The sequence below is a fragment of the Alteromonas aestuariivivens genome (assembly GCF_003367475.1).
Classification (GTDB): Bacteria; Pseudomonadota; Gammaproteobacteria; order Enterobacterales; family Alteromonadaceae; genus Alteromonas; species Alteromonas aestuariivivens.
Window position 1 is genome coordinate 207,833 of record NZ_QRHA01000004.1, and the last position, 19,115, is coordinate 226,947.

The window sequence follows — 19,115 nt, forward strand, 5'->3', positions numbered from 1 at the left end:
TAAAACGCTATAACAATTCAACCCGGGTATGTAAGGAATACTATTACCCATCCATTTTTGGAAAAAAGGCACGATGCCTGGGAGAGTCGCCTCCATGCTCGGCAATACGCAATCTCAGATACCTTTACTTCGCATTCTCGCAATTTATGCTGGAGTGAGCCTGCTGGTTCTCGAACTGTTGCCGATTTTTTCACGTTTTTTTCCCGCCCCTTCCACCAATATCACGCTTTGGGCGAAAATCACTCTGTTAGCATTTTTGCCCGTGGTGGTTGGAATTTTCGGTGCCAGAACTCTGAAGCGCAGAACATTACCTACTGTAGAAAGTTCAACCAACGTTGCAACCCTGTTCCAAATCGGTTCAGCCTCGGTGGATATCAATAAACGGCAAATCCGTTTCAATAACAAACCGGCGGAAGTGCAACCGAAAATCTTCGATTTATTGGTCTATCTGCTCAAACAGCGCCACAGGGTAGTCCCCAAGGAAGAGCTGCTCGATGAAGTATGGCCCGACGTAGTGGTGTCAGAATCGTCACTGACACAGTCGATAAAACGTCTGCGGGACCTGTTTCGCCAGCAGGGGGTTGAACAGGACATTGTGCGAACTGTATCGCGCAAAGGATACCAATGGGATCATCCTGTTAAAGAGTCGGCCCATCAGCCCCGGCCGTCTGCGCCATTCTGGATAACACTGGCCACCCCGGTGCTGACAACCGCTGTTCCGGCCGCCCTCATGGTGGTTCTGATGCTTTACCAGCACAATCAAAATCGACCGTTGCAACCTGCGCAGGACACTGATTATTCACTTGCGGTTTTACCGTTTTCCAACTTCACTGGCGAAGGTGAGTTTCAGTATTTTTCCGACGGTCTGACCGAGACGGTCACCGACTCACTTACCCGGGTCAAAAACCTTAAAATTATTGCACCTCATTCAGTGTTCTCTGCCGTTGAAGCACAACAGGATTTTCTGAATGTGGGGCAGGAATTAGGCGTAAGCCATTTGATTATCGGCAGTGTGCAGCGCGATGGCGATGAAGTAAGGATAAGCGCACGCCTGGTAGATGTTGTTAACGGGCAGCAACTCTGGTCGCAAATGTTTCAGCGACCTTTCGACGGGATTTTCATGATCCACGATGAAATTGCCCGTTCGATAATGCATCAACTCGGTTCGCTGTTTCACATTTCGATACCCTCGTTGGCTCTGCCAACAGAACAGCACGACTCTTTTGACTCCGAGGCATACCGACTGGTTCTGAAAGGCAATGAGTTGCGGCGTAATGGCGACCAGAACGGGCGTGTGCAGGCCATTAGCGTTTATAGGGAAGCACTGACAATCCGCCCGGACTATCCTCAGGCGATGGTCGCATTGGCGGATACCCTTCGAACACAATCCATCCTGGGTGAAATTCCCCGACAGGCCGGATTTGCAGAAGCCATCACACTTATTCAACGGGCGTTACGCATCAACCCCGAGGATGGCGAAGCCTACGTGCAACTTGCAGATATCCAGCACCGGCACTTCTGGGATTTTGAGAATGCCCAGTCTTCTTTTGAACAAGCACTTAATTTAACCCCCGGCAGCGCAGCCGCTCATTCCGCCTATAGCCGATTTTTGAGTAAGGCAGGGCAATACAATGAGGCTGTCAATGAAGCCCGCATAGCCCGTGAACTGGATCCACTGTCACGTTCATCTGCATCTTCACTGGCCATCAGGCTTATCCGGGCCAGAGAGCTGGAAGAAGCCCGCAAGTGCATTGATGACTTCAAGCAACATCACCCGCAAAATGCCAATATCCCCTGGCTCGAAGCCAACTGGCACATCCGCTTTGGTGACTATACAGAGGCGCTCCAGTGGAGTGCCCAGGAGGAACTGGCCTACCTTAGGCTGTCACTGAATGCCATCGCTTTGCATTTATTGGGGCGAACGGAACAGGCCAGCCAGCAACTTAATGAACTGATAGCAACCGACGCTTCAGGAGCGGCTTTTCAAATTGCGGAAGTTTATGCCCAGTGGGGTCAGGTTGATGATGCCTTTGCCTGGTTAGAGCGGGCGTTTTCACAGGGCGATCCTGGGCTGTCAGAGCTTTACTCCAGCGTAAATCTGGAAAATCTGTACACCGATCCCAGGTTTGAGTCGCTGGCAACACGAATCGGATTACCTCCGATGCCATTATCCATCACCAAGAAATCTAAATAACTTCAAATAAATCAACGATGTCATAAAAAGTCATCACAATGTCACAGACTGATCAGCGTTTGATCAGGACTTTAACTCACGGCTCTCCCACACTTGCCGCCACGTCACCAGACGTCAAACTTCAAACATAGGGAGACCTTTATGAAACCTGTAATGATATTCGCCTACGGCCTGCTCAGCTATGCGCTGTTTTTTGTAACCTTTCTGTATTCGATTGGCTTTCTCGGCAACCTCTGGGTGCCAAAATCCATCGACTCGCAACCCACAGTTTCGCTTACCGTGGCGCTATTGACCGATTTGGGGCTACTTACCCTGTTCGCAGTTCAGCACAGTGGCATGGCGAGGCCCGCCTTCAAACAATGGCTAACCCGCTTTATTCCAAAGCCAGCCGAGCGCAGCACCTATGTACTGATGTCAACGCTTTGCCTGGCACTAATGATGTACTACTGGGCACCACTTGGCGGTACGCTCTGGCAGGCAACGAGCAATATTGCCGTGTGGACCCTGCACGGACTGTATCTGACCAGCTGGGCATTACTGCTTTATGCCACCTTTCTGATTAACCATTTTGATTTGTTTGGCCTTCGGCAGGTATATCTGGCGTTGCGCAAGCAGCCTGAAAAACCACTGAGATTTGTTACTCCGGCACTGTACCGCATCGTACGCCACCCTATCTATGTCGGCTGGCTGGGCATTGTGTGGTTCACGCCAACCATGACCGCGACTCACGCATTGTTCGCATTGGGTGCCACGGCATACATATTCCTCGGCATCAAACTGGAAGAACGGGATCTTGAAGCCGCACACCCTGAATATGCCCAGTACAAGCGCAAAGTACCGGCTCTGATCCCAAATGCAAGCCGCAAACTGAGACGCAGCGACAAACTGACGGCTGCCCAGTGATCACCCGACACCAATTTTCAGGAGAGACATTATGACTACCCACCCTTTTCCAGCTGCACGAAACTGGATCTCAAAAGCAGGAGTTGCCGGTGTACTGTTCTTTACTTTCAAAGGCATTCTCTGGCTGCTGATCCCCTATGTCGCCGGTCAGATTGCAGGTATACCGCTCTAGCGGATTCAGGAATGCAATGCGTATTAAGTGGGGCTTTTTTGAAGTTGGTCCCACTTAATCCCCCACGGTCAGATTTGTATCACATATTAGCAATACCTTGCTGGGAGCCAACAAGGAACCAACAGTTGGCAAATTTGACCAAAATGACTGGTTAAATTCACCACCATTTAATGTGAAAAATATTTAAGCAACATTGAATACTTGTGCAAACTTAAAATAAAACCTTGTTTTTCATTGGTTTAAAAAAAATTTTAAGGCTGGCACAACTATCGCTTTAACGTTAGCGACTTAATGAGTACTGCCAGGCAGTTCGTAGTAAGAGTGCAGTTTCAGATATTGAAATCCAGGAGATTGTTATGTCCATCCAACTTCGTCTTATCACTGCACTTGTCTTCAGCGGATGCATTTGCGCCGGTGCCTACTGCGCGCCTGCAGCCGAGCAGTCAGCAATCAAACCTTTGGCAGACACTGCGGTTGCCACCACCGTTTTTGGCACCTTGTCCGAATTGAATCAGCAAGCCCACCAGGATGTCCAGATAGCGAGCTACCGCTTTGAACCGGACACTCCCGATACGGAACTGGTGGCCAGAGTATCCGTACAGTTTTTCGATGCCGAGGGCAACGAGATTGAGACTGCCGACAAGGATGGCGAATAATGCTTGGCTCAAGCGTCCTGCTGCTACTGGTCATGGCGCCAGTAGTCGCTTTCCTGGCGGGGATTGTAGTCTTTCACGGGCTGCGCCTCGCCTTGTCAAAAGTTTTCCAACCCAATCCTTACTCCCGTAGGGCCATTACCTCAGGTTAATCGGCGCGCCGGCTTGTGGATACCGCAGCCCCGTTAGTTCAGAATTGCACTATCCTGACCGGCAACCCGATTCTCCTGAGGATTTTTTACTCCTTCAATAATCAGTTTTTGATTCCAAACAGCTTTTTCCACCAGCTTTTCTTTTGTTCGGTATCAGGAACTGATTCCACCGGCCGCCCCAGGCAATCCTGACGGGGTGGAGGCAATACATCCAAAATCGCCGGTACGCTCAGACTGTCGGGGCAACCCGGTACGGTAACCTCTCCGGTCATAGCATCGAAATGGGCAATCCCCAGTGCCGCCGGAAACCGTCGAGATAATGACTTGGGTGTCTGCAACTGCTGATATCGAATAAATACCGGTAACGCGCCGCCCGCTCCGGTCAGACTGACTGGCTGGTTTTCGTCGTTGCCGACCCAAACCGTAATCACGTTGTTACGGTCAAATCCACTGAACCAGCTGTCGCGATAGTCATCAGTGGTGCCTGTTTTTCCTGCCATGTTCACACTCGGGAACGTACTGCCGATACGCTTGGCCGTGCCCTCAGTGGTCACTTTGTACAGCGCGTAGTTAAGCAGGTAAGTGGCAGCTTCATCCACCCGCTGTGAATAATACTCTGCCTGCTTCCACAGCAGCCGATTGTTTGCTGATACAACTGCTGTCACTGCATGCAGCGGAATGTATCGGCCATTGTTCGACAACGTCTGATACATCTGATTAATTTCAACCGGTGTCAGAGACATGGCACCCAGCGTAAGTGCCGGCACCTCCCTGAATTCACTTTCCACGCCCAGCTGGCGTATGGTATGAGCAATATTGTCCAGCCCCACCTGCATACCCAGGTTCACGGTCGGAACATTAAGGGAATGGCTGATTGCCTCCACCAACGGCACCTGACCACGGAATTGCTTGTCGGCATTTTGCGGCGACCACAGTTTGCCGCCGGTACTTTTCAGGGTTATCGGGTTGTCCTGAAGCGGCGTCGCCAGGTTGAAACGGGTGGGATCTTCAAGTGCAGCCAGGTATACCGCCGGCTTAATCAGAGAGCCGACCTGGCGATGGGCGTCCAGGGCACGATTAAAGCCCTGGAATCCGATTTCTTTACCGCCAACGATAGCGCGAATTTCACCGCTACTGATGTCACTGACCACCATTGCAGATTCTAACGCCACAGAACGGTCACTCTGCAATCCTGCCAACGTTTCCTTGACCGACAGCTCTGCTCTGCGCTGAGCGTAAATATCGAGCGTAGTAAAGACTTTCACACCGGAATCGCGCAGGCTGGGATCGGCCAGTATTTCACTCAGCTCACGTCGAACCCGATCCATGAAAGCGGGATGCTGGCCACTGGCTAAGCGTCCGTCGGTAGCCAGGCCCAGCGGCGTGCTGATGTAACGCTCGTATTCCTGGCGGGTAATTTCATTGGCATCGAATAAAATCCGCATCACCAGGTCCCGACGCTCCTTCACCCGCTCCGGATAACGCCGGGGGTTATAGAACGAAGGGCCCTTTATCATTGCTACCAGCGTGGCTATTTCCGGCACATTCAGCTCGTTGGCCGGCCGATCAAAATAGAAATAGCTGGCCAGCCCAAAGCCATGAACCGCCATATCGCCGTTCTGACCCAGAAAAACTTCGTTCAGGTAAGCCTGCAAGATTTCTGATTTACTGTAACGGGCATCAATCAGGATGGCCATCAGCGCTTCTTTAACTTTGCGGGTAATGGAGCGCTCACGGGTGAGATACAGATTTTTAACCAGTTGCTGGGTAAGCGTGCTGCCCCCCTGTACGGTTCGTCCGGCAGCAATATTGGCCATCAATGCTCGCAGGATGGACAAAGGAGCCACGCCATGATGGTCGTAAAAATTCTTGTCTTCCACCAGGGTCAGCGCTTTGGGCAATAAGTCCGGTACCTCGTCCAGCGTCAACAACATGCGGTCTTCGCGGCTGCTACTCACCATGCGGGTTACCAGCCAAGGTTCCAGACGCACATTCCCTATATCCTGCTGCATACCGAGATCCTGAATGGAGGCAATCCGTTCCCCATTCCAGGAGATCACCAGCTCACGCATCGGTTCGTTGCCATCGGCAAACTGAAATCCCCGCCGCATCAGTTTGAGCACACCCGCCTGGTAATGATATTCACCGCTGGAGTCCGCCTTACTTACGCTTCGATATCCCAACAGTTTCAGTTCATCCAGTATCTCTTTGGGCGTGATCTCCTGCCCTTTACTGATAACCAGCGGGCGGGCAAATATTTGCGCCGGAACCTGCCACTTGTTGCCGGTAAAACTGTGTTTGATTTGTGCATCCAAATAAAACAGGTAGGCCGCCAGACCGATCATCGCAACCAGCAGCAGCTTAAGAATGAGTCTCAACCAGCCACCTCGTTTTGAACTGGTATTTGCTTTTGATTTGGTTTGTTTTTTAGCCACAAATCACGCCATTAAAATGTCCGAACGAGGATTCTGGCGGTTTCAGCTCGGAATTTCCAGTGTCAGAAACACCAGTTCCGCCCGTGGCAGCGGTAAATTCCCTCGCGTTCTGCCCGTGAGTTGGGTAGCATTGAGGCGATTTCAGACAACGGTAAATGATATGAAACGCAATTTGTTGCGTGGAGCCAAAACGCTTTTGCTGGCTTTTTTTTCAGCGTTACTTTTCGTTCCCGCCCACGCCCAGGAATCCTTTTCACAGTGTAAAACCCGCCTGAACGAGATGGCCGTTAACCGCGGCATCGACCGTGAAACTGCCAATTCAGTATTCGCCCAGCTCACCTATCAACCCAGGGTTATTGAGCTTGACCGCAGCCAGCCGGAATTTGTTCAGACCTTTCCGGGTTATTTCAGCAAGCGCGTCACTCAGTGGCGTGTAGATAAAGGCCGGGAAATGCTGGCCAAACACGGTGCGCTGCTGGCAAAACTCAACGAAAAATACGGTGTTCCACCTCATTACCTGCTCGCATTCTGGGGGCTGGAAACCAACTTTGGATCGTACAAAGGCAAAATGCCGGTGCTCGACTCATTGGCAACGCTGGCCTGCGACCCCCGTCGTAGCGACTATTTCACCCAGGAACTGATGGTTGCGCTTCAACTGTTGCAGCGGGAAGGATTGACCGCACAAAACATGATTGGCTCCTGGGCCGGCGCAATGGGGCATACCCAGTTTATGCCTTCCGCCTATATCAATTACGCCAAAGACGGTGACGGCAACGGCCAAATCAATTTATGGGACAGCGAGGAAGACGCCCTGACCTCTGCAGCCAATTTTCTCGCCCAGCTTGGCTGGCAACGCGGTTTTCGATGGGGCCGCGAAGTCAACCTGCCTGACAATTTTGACTATACCCTGGCCGGGTACTCTGATCGCCGCACGGTTGCCCAGTGGAGTGCTTTGGGCATTACCAAAACCGACGGAAACCCGGTTGGAACGGGGGATTTAACCGCTTATCTGGTTGTGCCCGCAGGCCACCAGGGCCCGGCCTTTATTGCCTACCCAAATTTCAGGGTAATTCTTCGCTGGAACAATTCTGAATTTTACGCCATTGCGGTAGGGCACCTGGCAGATCGCATTGCCGGTGGCCCGGAGTTGTCAGCTGCCTTACCGGAGTTACCCGCTTACAGCCGCACAAGCATTCTGTCACTGCAAAAAGAATTGAATCGCAGAGGTTACGATGTTGGCAAACCAGATGGCATCATAGGCCCCGCTACGCGGGCCGGGATCAGACAATTTCAAACCGCCAACCAGATGATCCCCGATGGATTCCCAAGCCTCGAAGTCATGCAGGCAATGGGTATCAAGCTGGATACCTGAGTTTGTTCTGTTGATTTGCCGGGATCAGAGTCCTGGCAAATCCCATTGATGCTTGGGGTATCGCCCCTTCATTTCTTTTTTCACTTCGGCATAGTTGCCGTTCCAGAACGCCCCCAAATCGGAGGTGGTCTGGATTGGTCGATTGGCCGGAGATAAAAGTTCTACCACCACCGTTAACTGGCCTTGGGCCAGAACAATCGGCTGTTTAACCGCAAACATGTCCTGTAAACGCACTGACAGCTTTACACTGCCATCCGGTCGGTACTGAAGACGGCATTTGCGCCCGGTGGGCGTTATCCAGTGGGTTGGCAACAAACTGTCTAGCGCGTGTTGCTGCGGCCAGCTTAGTTGTTGATGTAATGCCTTTGCCCACACCAGGGTTTCTACATCACGTAGGGAACGGCATTTTGCAAGCTGCCGCTGAAATTCTGTGCATACCGCGCGGCTGAAGGGGCTTGCAAGCATCGGCCAAGGGGCAGGTTCATCAAACGCCTGAGGCTGAGCCAGGTTGAGCTCGCGGGCCAAACTTAACCGATACCACCACTGCCAAGCTTGCTCATCCAATGGCCAGTCATTCATCGCCAGCCCAGAGAGATGACTCAGCCATGCCTCAAACCAAATCTCGCCGGCGACCTGGCCTATGGGTTCACTGCGAAGCTCAATCGCCATAAACCCTTCGCCACGGCGCGCTTCCATTTGTTGCCTGGCGACATTAAAGGCAACCCGGTCCTGGGTGGCAAATTTTTCTTCGAACAGCTGTCGTAAAAGAAATTCATCAACCGGCTGAATTCGGCGTACAGTCACTTCAGCACCGCTCTGCTGTCCCTCCAGCACCACAATCCAGGCTTCCTGGCTTTGCTCTCCGGCTGGCATGACAGCCCCTTTTCCGCTGGCCAGTTTATAACGTCCCGGGGCGGTGCGGTACCCAATTCGCTCCGGGTAGGCCAGCGCCAGACAATGGGCCAGCTCTGTGTCGCCCACTTGGCTCAGGTCATCATTGTACCCAGCAATCCTGAGCGCCTGGGCAAATCGTCGCGCCTGCCTGAGCAACGCCTTGGCAGAGTAGCTATTTAACTGACGTAAATAATCGCCCAGCAGAAGCGGCCCTTTTTGATCTCCACTGTCCTCCAACACCGCCGCTACCAGGGTAGCAACTGCCGCCAGTTCTGGCTGTGATGAAACCTGGTAAAGCATGTGTGCGACCTTGGGATGACAGGGCAGCGCAGCCAGTTTTCGCCCATAGGCAGAAATTGACCCACCGGGCTCCAGTGCACCAATTTCAGCCAGACTCTGGCACGCATAGTCCCGTTGCGCCTGGGAGGGCAGATCCAGTATTTTCAGCTGCTCCAGGGTTGTACCCCAGCTCAGCGCCTCAAGAGTAAGAGCAGTAACGTCTTCGCGCAGAATCTGTGGTTCTGCATGACGCGCCAGCCGATGCTGTTGTTCCTGAGCCCAAAAGCGGTAACAGATACCCGGCCCAAGCCGTCCGGCTCGCCCCTGCCTTTGAATGGCCGACGCCTGGGATATGCTTTGCTCGTTCAACTGTGTAAGCCCGGTTGAAGGGTGGAATGAAGCCACTTTTTCGACTCCGGAGTCTATGACTACCTTCACCCCTTCAATGGTCAGGCTTGTTTCGGCGATATTGGTGGCAAGAATGATTTTGAAACGACAACGAGAGTCCGGTTCCAGCGCCTGCTGTTGCGCGGCTTTGTCCTGAGCACCGTACAGTGGCAGTACGACAATTTGAGACTGACCGGAAAGCCGTTGTTCAATGAGTGACTGAACCCGACGGATCACACCCACACCACTTAAAAAGACCAGCACATCGCCCTGATGCTCCTCAACCGCCTGTAGCGCTTTCACTGCCAATTGCTGAGGCAACTTTTCGGCCTGTACTGAGCCGGTGTAACGCAACTCAACCGGATATTGCCGACCTTCGCTGGTGATGATTTTGGCATCCGGTATTAACGCCCGGATTGCTTCCACATTCAGCGTTGCCGACATCACCAGCAACCGCAGGTCGTCGCGCAACCCTTCCTGAACCTCGAGCGCCAGTGCAAGACCGAAATCGCTGTGAATGCTTCGCTCGTGAAATTCGTCGAAAATGATCACTGACACGCCGGTAAGTTCCGGGTCCTGCTGAATCCGCCTCGCCAACACCCCTTCGGTGATAATTTCCAGCCGGGTGGCGGCACTTACCTTCGACTCGCCGCGAATGCGATACCCCACCGTCTGCCCGACTTCCTCGCCAAGCTGTGAAGCAAGAAAGGCGGCCAGGTTGCGCACCACTACCCGCCGCGGCTGCATCATCACAATCCGCCCTGCCGGGACACTTTGCAATAACGCCAGCGGCAACACTGTGGACTTACCGGCTCCGGGTGGCGCCCCCAGAATCACGTTGCCTTGCTGAATACAGCGGCACAATTCATCAGCAATTGCCTGGGCGGGTAACTGGGAAGGTAACAGCATAGACGGGAAGACTCTCTACTCTTGCTTGACAGAAATAAGCTGGCCTATTGTACTTAGGCCTAAGTCAAATTACATCATCGATGAACCTGAACAATGCGTTGTTTTATCGGTTTGGACCTTGCACCCAGGCAAAAGCTTGGCCTGGAAAACTGGCGTGAGCAGGCATTGCCAGACATTGTTGCAATACCAGAACGCCCCACTCGCAATAAACCCGCATCCGGCAGGGGGCAAAGACGCGGACATCCGCCTGCACCACAGACAAAAGCATCTCCGGTTGCCGTCCCAACGGCCAACTATCACATTACGCTTTGCTTTCTCGGCCACATAACTCCCCGACAGCACGAAGCGCTAACTGCCGAGCTGGCAAACCTGATACAGGAACCGATATTCCTGAATCTGGACTGTGTGGGCTTCTGGCAGGGCCCAAAGATCCTGTTTGTTGCTCCCCGGCAAGTGCCCGACAGCCTGCAGCAACTGGCGAGTGCGTGCCGTAAGGCAGCCAGACGGGCAGGCATTGAAACCGATAAGCGGGACTATCGCCCCCACGTGACCATTGTCCGCAAAGCCCAGGCTACTCTCCCGATACCCGAGCTCGCACTGGATATTGCCTGTGTATTTAGTCAGTTCCACCTGTTTGAGTCTGTATCAACCCACGGAGGAGTGAGTTATCCCATACGCGCCAGCTGGCCATTAAGCGAACCCTTAACGGTTCGCGAAAGGCTGAAAAGAGGATTGCTGTAGTTTTTGGCCTGCTGCGACCACAGGTTAAGAATGACTTATGCCATTAGGGCACTTTACTTCGCCAACCTGCCTGAGTTAAAAGAGAGAATACACACAATAACAAGCTGTAGAAAATGCAACAAACATATCGCCTGGTAATTGATTGCCCCGACCAGATAGGTCTGGTGGCCCATGTTTCACAATTTTTGGCCGACCACGGAGCCACCATCGTCGAAGCCAGTCACCACACCGACCTACAGACCGGCCGGTTTTTCATGCGTCATGAGATAGGTGCGGATTCCATTAAGCTTGACTATGCGGGTTTCCTGAATGAATTCACCCCGCTGGCAAACGAATACCAGATGCAATGGAAGCTGACAGACTCGCGCCAGAAGCAGCGTGTGGCACTGCTTGCCAGCCTCGAGTCTCATTGTCTGGTCGACCTGCTGCATCGCTGGCATACGGGCGAATTGCATTGCGACATTCCGTGTATTATCGCCAACCACCCGCAAATGAAACAGTTTGCCGACTGGTATAAAGTGCCGTTCCACTGGGTAGATTTTAAAGCCTTGGGCAAGGAGCAGGCGTTTGAGCAAATAGCCACACTGCTGCAGGAGTACAAAGTCGACCTAACAGTACTCGCGCGCTTCATGCAGATCCTTCCCGACAGCCTCTGCCAGCAACTGGCTGGCCGCGCCATAAATATCCACCACAGCTTTCTGCCATCGTTTGCCGGTGCCCGCCCCTACCAGCAGGCCTATGATCGCGGAGTAAAGCTGATCGGTGCAACCTGCCATTACGTTACTGCGGATCTGGATGAAGGTCCGATTATCGAACAGAGTGTAAAACGCATCAGTCACAGCGATACTGCCGCCGATATGGTAAGAAAAGGAAAGGATTGTGAAGTAACCGCACTGGCGCATGGCGTACGCTACCACCTTGAAGATCGGGTGATCATCCACCGCAATAAAACTGTGGTTTTCGCCTGACAGCCTCACAACAGGCATTCAGACAAAGCCTGCTGGATGCCTGCTGATGCAGAATACCCTGTATCAAATCGCAGCCCCCGCTCGTTTGCAGGTATACTGTATTGGTTTCATTCCTATTGGATATCTATATGGCCATTGCCGCAGCTGTACACATTCTGGTCAAAACCGAAGCCCAGGCACTCGAAATCCTGCAGCAACTCAACAAAGGCAAAAATTTTGGTCAACTGGCAAAGCGCTATTCCATTTGCCCTTCAGGCAAACGGGGTGGTGATTTAGGAGAGTTCAGGCGCGGACAAATGGCCAAACCCTTTGACGATGTGGTGTTCAAAAAAGACATTCTGACCGTACACGGGCCGGTTAAAACCAAATTCGGCTACCATCTGATCAAGACCCTGTATCGCCGCTGACATCGCGGGCAGCAAAATTGCCCCCGTTTATCGGTCATCAGCCAGGTAACACGGAGCGTTATATAGCGCCAGAGCGGGTTAAAAGGCATTTAACTTCCGATTTCTATCCTCTAGTATGGTTGTGTAATTTTTATAACTACAACAACGTACAGGAAATAAAATGGGAAAATTCACTTCCTCGCTCACCGCGGCGGCGGTTCTGCTGGCTTTGGCGGGCTGTTCGGGGCCACAATCAGATACGGCTTCAGAATCCACACCGGCCACAAGCACAATAAACGACACCATATCAGACAATGTGCTGCTCGCTGAATACAGTGGCCCTTATGACGGCGTACCTGCGTTCGACAAAATGCAACTGGCCGACCTCAAGCCCGCGCTGGAGCAGGGTATGGCGTTAAACCTGGCCGAAATTGAAGCCATCGCGAATAACCCAGAGCCACCCACGTTTGAAAATACCATTGTAGCAATGGAAGCCGCGGGCTATGCGCTCGGGCGCGTTTTCACTTATTACGGGATCTGGAGCTCAAACCTTTCCAGCCCGGAGTTTCGTGAAATCCAGGCAGAGATGTCGCCCAAACTGTCTGCATTCTTTTCCGAGATCACCCAAAATGAGAAATTGTTTGCCCGGGTCAAAGCCGTTTATGAAAGCGATGAAATGGCCAGCCTGACAGAGGAAGAAAAGCGCGTTACCTGGCTGACCTATAACGGTTTTGCCCGTAACGGCGCGACTCTGGATGAAGCAGGCAAAGCGCGGTATGCAGAGATTAACCAGCAACTGGCAACCCTTTACACCCAGTTTTCCAACAATGTACTGGCTGACGAAGAAAATTACGTCACCTACATCACCGCCGATCAGCTTGACGGCTTACCGGAAAGTTTTGTGAAAGCTGCCGCTGCAGCGGCTTCAGAAAGAGGAGAGGAAGGTAAGTACGCAATTACCAACACCCGTTCTTCGATGGACCCTTTCCTGACCTATTCCACCAATCGTGAACTGCGCGAGACAGTCTGGCGCACCTATTACAACCGTGGTGACAACGGCGATGAGTTTGATAATAACGACATCATCAAACAAATCCTGACACTGCGGGATGAGCGGGTTGAACTGCTGGGATACGAAAACTATTCGCAGTGGCGCCTGGAAGACCGAATGGCAAAAACTCCGGAAAATGCCATGGACCTGATGATGAAAGTCTGGCCTGCCGCCATTGCCCGGGTAGACCAGGAAGTGGCTGACATGCAGGCCATTGCGGATGCTGAGGGTGCGGACATAGCAATTGCCCCCTGGGACTACCGTTTCTATGCCGAAAAGGTTCGTCAGGCCAAATATGAGCTGGATTCCAATGAAGTGAAACAGTACTTGCAACTGGACAAACTGCGTGATGCCATGTTCTACGTTGCCGGCCGGTTGTTTAACTTTGATTTCACCCCGGTGGCGGAAGGCGAAGTCCCGGTTTTCCACCCTGATGTAAAAGTCTGGGAGGTAACTGACAAGAGTTCGGGCGAGCACGTTGGTCTGTGGTACCTGGATCCGTTCGCCCGCAAAGGCAAACGTTCGGGCGCCTGGGCAACCACCTACCGCAGTTACACTACTTTCAAAGGCAAGGAAACCGTACTGGCCTCCAACAACTCCAACTTTGTGAAAGGAGCGGAAGGCGAACCTACGCTGATTTCCTGGGATGATGCTGAAACCTACTTCCATGAGTTTGGCCACGCACTGCACTTCCTGTCAGCAAAGGTAAAATACCCTACCTCCCATTCTGGCGTTCGGGACTACACCGAGTTTCAGTCCCAGTTGCTGGAACGCTGGCTGACAACCGATGAGGTCATAGACCAGTTCCTGGTGCACTATGAAAGCGGGGAACCGATTCCTGACGCACTGGTTGCCAAAATCAAGCAGGCAGCAACCTTTAACGAAGGTTTCAAGACCACTGAATACATGGCTTCGGCAATCATGGACCTGCTCTACCACACCACTGATCCGAAAACGATTGATCCGGACAGTTTTGAGCGCGATCAGCTGACAAAACTTGGCATGCCTGAGGAAATTGTCATGCGTCACCGCAGCCCTCACTTCGGACACGTGTTCTCAGGCGAGGGATACGCTTCTGGTTACTACGGCTACATGTGGGCGGAAGTGCTAACGGCGGATGCTGCAGAAGCTTTTGCTGAAGCACCGGGTGGTTTTTACGATAAGGAAGTTGGAGAGCGTCTGGTCAAATACCTGTTCTCCATACGCAACGCGATGGACCCGGCAGAGGCTTACCGTAAATTCCGGGGCCGTGATGCCAAAGTGGACGCACTGATGCGGGACCGTGGTTTTCCGATTCCGGAGTAAGCCTGAACTCCACATCATCTAAGCAGGAGAACACTTCTGCAATTTAAAACGGGGCGCGAAAAATCATCGCGCCCATTTTATTTTTCACATAACATCAAGTTTTTGTTGAGAAAACTCCACACAACATCATAATAGTCTTCCCGCTGATTTTTCCATCAGCGTTTGAATTGCTTAACTGTCTCTGTACCCCCTGATAGCCCGCAGTTTATTTTTTCAACAGAAGTAGTTGTACATCATGAGTAGTAGTGCCTTCAGCATCAAACAAAAACTTATTGTTTCATTAGTACTGGCTGTACTGGCCTCCACACTGCTGGTTGGCACCATCAGTCAGTGGATAGCCCGGAATTATGTCAGCCAGAACCTGGAACATACCGAATTGCCCGCCGTGCTGGCCCAGGTCGCCAACCGGGTTGACAAGGAAGCTTCGGTAATGAAAGCGGTAGCCCACGGCATTGCAACCAACCCGGACATTCTGTCCTGGACCCAGGTCGGTACCGACAAGGAAGGCGAAGCCCGGCTGGTGAGCTACCTGCAGGAAAGCCTCAGGTACAATGATCTGACCGTGGCCTCGTTCATTGATCGCCAATCCCATAAGTACTGGAATCAGGACGGCTTTTTACAGGTATTGAAACCTGGCCCGATGACCGAGTGGTTTTTTAGCTACAAAGACAGCGGGCGGCCAGTCTCCCTTAGCCTCTACAATGAGCCGGGCCTGGGCTTTCGACTGTTTGCCAACTATCAGCAACTGGACGGCCGGGGCATGTCTGGCGTCGCAAAATCCGTCGACGAATTGGTGGGCATCATCAACCAGGTGAAGATTGCGGCTGAAGGCGTAGTCTTCATGATAGACGGTCAGGGTAACGTTATTGCGCACCCTGACGAAGACAAAGTAGGCCAAACCAAGCTCTCTCAACTTTTGGAAGGTGCCCCTTTGGGCCCGCTGATGGACAAATCCACGTTTAACCTGCAAAAAACAGCAATCGACGGTCAGTCGGTCTGGTTTGCAACCAGCTTTATCCCCTCTGCAGGCTGGTATGTGGTAGCACAGTTGCCAGAAGACCAGCTCTATGCCGAACTCGACAGCGCTGGCAATCATATGGTGATGTGGTCACTGGTTATCGCCGGAATATTCGCAATAGTGGGTATCTGGCTGGCCTCGTCCATCACCCGTCCGATTGAAAGGCTTGCTATGGTGTTTCAGGAACTGGGCCGTGGCCAGGGCGACCTGACGCACCGCATCAGTACGTCCGGCCAACAGGAAACCGCCCAGCTGGTAAACGGATTCAACAGCTTTATCGCCAGTTTGCATGGAATTATCAGTACAGTTGCCCAGACAAGTTCGCAGTTAAGGGATTCGGCCATAGAAGTGGCAGATAAGTCCCATCTGACCGAAAAGAACAGTGAAATACAGCGCGACAGCACTGCCCAGGTGGCCACTGCGCTTACCGAAATGGGCACTACCGTTGGCGACATCGCACAGTCTGCGCAAAATGCAGCCCGCTCAGCCCGGGTAGCCAGTGAAGCTTCAAGTCAGGGCCGCCTGCTCGCCTCGGATGCCGTAAAAGCAATTAACACACTGGACGTCCAAATTACTACCATATCCGAAGTCATTCGCACTCTGGATAATCATTCCACGGCCATTGGCAGCATTCTGGATACCATTCGCGGCATCTCGGAACAGACCAATCTGCTGGCACTGAACGCGGCTATTGAAGCTGCCAGAGCCGGAGAACACGGGCGGGGCTTCAGTGTGGTTGCAGACGAAGTGCGCAGCCTGGCACAAAGGGCGGCCACAGCGACCGGTGAGATTCAGTCGATGCTGGACGAATTCCAGCAGGAATCACGCTCTGCGGTCAGAGAGATGGAAATCAGCCAGGGCCATACCGCCAAAGTGGCCGAAGTCACCAACCAAATCGATCTGGCTCTGCACTCCATCGACTCCGACATCAACAAAATTGATGAGGTTAATACCCTGGTAGCCACTGCAACCGAACAGCAGGCCATTGTGGTGGAGAACATCAACCGCAATATTCATGACATCAGCCAAAACAGTGAGGACAACCTGAACACGGCATCGCAGTTGGTGGACGTCAGTAGACGATTAGACCAGCTTGCACAGGACCTCGCCAGCCAGGTCGGGCGATTCAAACTATAGGCAATACTCAAATTATGTCCTCCTGAACAATCCAGCCTTAAGATTCACCTGCCCCTCGGTGCGAAACAGGCCCTAGGTGTACGCACATCAAACCAGATTTTACTGATGAGATCGGCCCCCCTGGCCGATAACCAGAGAGTACGCAGTGTATGATGAAGCCGCTGTTGCTGCGGTTATTTCATCACATGGTTTCTGACTGTTGATTTATAAGTAGTTTCCCCAATGAATTTCAATGCTTTCAGTATCAAACAAAAACTCATCGCATGTTTATTGCTCGCGGTACTGGCCTCAACTTTGCTGGTTGGTACCATTAGCCAGTGGATAGCCCGGGACTTTGTCGAGCAGAACCTCGAGAACAGTGAATTACCTGCGATTCTCGCCCAGGTTGCGAATCGGGTAGACAAGGAAGCGTCCGTAATGAAAGCGGTCGCCCACAGCATTGCAACCAATCCGGACTTTGTATCCTGGGTCACTAATGGAGCCCCTCAGCAAGGCGAAACCCGGCTTGTTGGTTACCTTAACGAAGCCGTTGAATACAATGATCTCACGGTAGCATCCTTTGTAGACCGCAAAACGCATAAGTACTGGAACCAGGATGGATTTTTACGGGTGCTTGAGCCCGGTAAGCTTGACAACTGGTTCTTCGATTACAAGAACAGCGGCGAAACCGTTTCTCTGAGTCTTTACAATGAGCCCGGCGAGGGGTTCCGTCTGTTCGCTAACTATCAGCAACTGAACGGCCGCGGCATGTCAGGGGTTGCAAAGTCAGTAGATGAGCTGGTTAGTATTATTAACAGTGTAAAAATTGGCACTGACGGGAAAGTCTTTCTTCTCGACAGCTCTGGTACCGTCATTGCCCACCCGGAAGTGGAAAAAGTCGGCAACACCCGGCTTAGCGACTTAATGGGGCAGGAAGGTGCATACGGGCTTACACAGGAAGCCTCATTCCAACTGGCTAAAGTCACGCTTGAAGGGCAAGCCCAGTGGTTTGCCAGCAGCTACATTCCTTCGGCGGACTGGTATGTAGTAGCTCAGGTATATGAGCAACAGCTTTATGTCAAACTGAACTCTGCCAGCAATCACATGGTAATGTGGTCTCTGGTTATCGCTGCATTGTTTGCTTTCGTCGGTATTTGGCTTGCATCCGGCATCACCCGCCCAATAGAACGACTGGCCTCAGCGTTCCAGGATTTGGGGCGAGGCCAGGGTGATCTCACCCGTCGTATACCGCCATCAGGACAACCGGAAACGGCGATGCTGGTGGACGGATTCAACAGTTTCATTGCCAGCTTGCATGGCATCATCAGTTCAGTAGCTCAAACCAGCTCACAGTTACGGGAGTCTGCATTTCAGGTGGCTCAGCAGTCTCACACTACCGAGGACAACAGCCAGATTCAAAGAGACAGCACCGCGCAGGTAGCTACCGCATTAACCGAAATGGGTACCACAGTCGGCGAAATCGCGGGTTCAGCACAGGAAGCAGCCAACTCAGCACGGGTCGCCAGCGAGGCGTCCCATCAGGGGCGACAGCTTGCGTCAGAAGCGGTCGGCGCAATTTCGACACTGAACCAGCAAATCAATACGATATCGACGGTCATCGGTACGCTGAACCAACACTCCTCGGCCATTGGAAGCATTCTGGATACCATTCGCAGTATCTCTGAACAGACCAACCTGCTGGCATTAAATGCGGCAATAGAGGCGGCCCGTGCAGGGGAACACGGAAGAGGTTTCAGTGTCGTCGCCGATGAGGTGAGAAACCTGGCTCAGCGGGCAGCCAGCGCGACGGATGAAATCCAGTCGATGCTGAATGAGTTTCAGCAGGAGTCCCGATTAGCGGTGAAAGAAATGGAAGTTAGTCAGGAGCAAACTGCAAAAGTAGCTGAAGTCACCGGCCAAATTGACCATGCGCTGAACACTATAGACAAGGACATTAACAGAATTGATGAAGTGAACACCCAGGTTGCAACAGCCACCGAACAACAGGCTAAAGTGGTCGAAGACATTAACAAAAACATCCATGAAATCAGCATGAACAGTGAAGGGAACCTCACCACTGCTTCGGAACTGGTGGCAGTCAGTCGTCAGTTGGAACAACTGGCTCAGGATCTTGCCGGTCAGGTAGGCCGGTTCAACCTGTAACAACCTTCCCTGTGGTA

General features: G+C 52.4%; 13 protein-coding genes. 11 read left to right on the forward strand and 2 right to left on the reverse strand.

The features are described 5' to 3' along the window. Nucleotides 1-94 precede the first annotated feature (94 nt). The 4 genes from DXV75_RS07020 to DXV75_RS07030 all read left to right on the forward strand — a co-directional run bounded on the left by DXV75_RS07020 (nt 95) and on the right by DXV75_RS07030 (nt 3,925). Nucleotides 95-2,194 carry a winged helix-turn-helix domain-containing protein gene (locus tag DXV75_RS07020; protein ID WP_181898373.1) on the forward strand — a complete coding sequence of 700 codons (2,100 nt, stop codon included), beginning with the start codon at nt 95-97 and terminating at the stop codon, nt 2,192-2,194. A 141-nt stretch (nt 2,195-2,335) separates the two neighbouring features. Next, entirely contained in the window at nt 2,336-3,097 is a 762-nt protein-coding gene (mddA, locus tag DXV75_RS07025; RefSeq protein ID WP_115592686.1) for a methanethiol S-methyltransferase, read from the forward strand. 31 nt (nt 3,098-3,128) lie between these two features. After that, nucleotides 3,129-3,269 carry a hypothetical protein gene (locus DXV75_RS17105; protein WP_181898374.1) on the forward strand — a complete coding sequence of 47 codons (141 nt, stop codon included), beginning with the start codon at nt 3,129-3,131 and terminating at the stop codon, nt 3,267-3,269. Between the two features lie 356 nt (nt 3,270-3,625). Further along, the gene (locus DXV75_RS07030; protein WP_115592687.1) at nt 3,626-3,925 is read left to right on the forward strand and encodes a hypothetical protein; all 300 of its coding nucleotides are present in this window, start codon (nt 3,626-3,628) and stop codon (nt 3,923-3,925) included. A gap of 250 nt (nt 3,926-4,175) precedes the next feature. Here the strand turns inward: DXV75_RS07030 and mrcB are convergent, their stop codons facing one another. Beyond that, the gene (gene mrcB / locus DXV75_RS07035; RefSeq protein ID WP_115592688.1) at nt 4,176-6,509 is read right to left on the reverse strand and encodes a penicillin-binding protein 1B; all 2,334 of its coding nucleotides are present in this window, start codon (nt 6,507-6,509) and stop codon (nt 4,176-4,178) included. 160 nt (nt 6,510-6,669) lie between these two features. On the opposite strand from mrcB, the gene DXV75_RS07040 reads away from it, so the two are divergent. Beyond that, nucleotides 6,670-7,881 (forward strand): lytic murein transglycosylase, encoded by a 1,212-nt coding sequence (locus DXV75_RS07040; protein WP_115592810.1) that lies wholly within the window; start codon nt 6,670-6,672, stop codon nt 7,879-7,881. Between the two features lie 24 nt (nt 7,882-7,905). Here the strand turns inward: DXV75_RS07040 and hrpB are convergent, their stop codons facing one another. Further along, the gene (hrpB, locus tag DXV75_RS07045; RefSeq protein WP_115592689.1) at nt 7,906-10,350 is read right to left on the reverse strand and encodes an ATP-dependent helicase HrpB; all 2,445 of its coding nucleotides are present in this window, start codon (nt 10,348-10,350) and stop codon (nt 7,906-7,908) included. Nucleotides 10,351-10,443: 93 nt separating this feature from the next. Between hrpB and thpR the strand changes: the two genes are divergently transcribed. The 6 genes from thpR to DXV75_RS07075 all read left to right on the forward strand — a co-directional run bounded on the left by thpR (nt 10,444) and on the right by DXV75_RS07075 (nt 19,098). Beyond that, complete coding sequence (thpR, locus tag DXV75_RS07050; RefSeq protein WP_115592690.1) at nt 10,444-11,091, forward strand: RNA 2',3'-cyclic phosphodiesterase; 648 nt, start codon at nt 10,444-10,446, stop codon at nt 11,089-11,091. A 113-nt stretch (nt 11,092-11,204) separates the two neighbouring features. After that, nucleotides 11,205-12,059: a formyltetrahydrofolate deformylase gene (gene purU, locus DXV75_RS07055; protein ID WP_115592691.1), complete on the forward strand. Its 855-nt coding sequence runs from the start codon at nt 11,205-11,207 to the stop codon at nt 12,057-12,059. Nucleotides 12,060-12,187: 128 nt separating this feature from the next. Beyond that, nucleotides 12,188-12,466: a peptidylprolyl isomerase PpiC gene (gene ppiC, locus DXV75_RS07060; protein ID WP_115592692.1), complete on the forward strand. Its 279-nt coding sequence runs from the start codon at nt 12,188-12,190 to the stop codon at nt 12,464-12,466. A 160-nt stretch (nt 12,467-12,626) separates the two neighbouring features. After that, nucleotides 12,627-14,801: a M3 family metallopeptidase gene (locus tag DXV75_RS07065; protein WP_115592693.1), complete on the forward strand. Its 2,175-nt coding sequence runs from the start codon at nt 12,627-12,629 to the stop codon at nt 14,799-14,801. Nucleotides 14,802-15,036: 235 nt separating this feature from the next. Continuing rightward, nucleotides 15,037-16,956: a methyl-accepting chemotaxis protein gene (locus DXV75_RS07070; protein ID WP_115592694.1), complete on the forward strand. Its 1,920-nt coding sequence runs from the start codon at nt 15,037-15,039 to the stop codon at nt 16,954-16,956. Between the two features lie 222 nt (nt 16,957-17,178). Further along, nucleotides 17,179-19,098, forward strand: a complete 1,920-nt coding sequence (locus DXV75_RS07075) for a methyl-accepting chemotaxis protein (protein WP_115592695.1) — start codon at nt 17,179-17,181, stop codon at nt 19,096-19,098. Nucleotides 19,099-19,115: the final 17 nt, after the last annotated feature.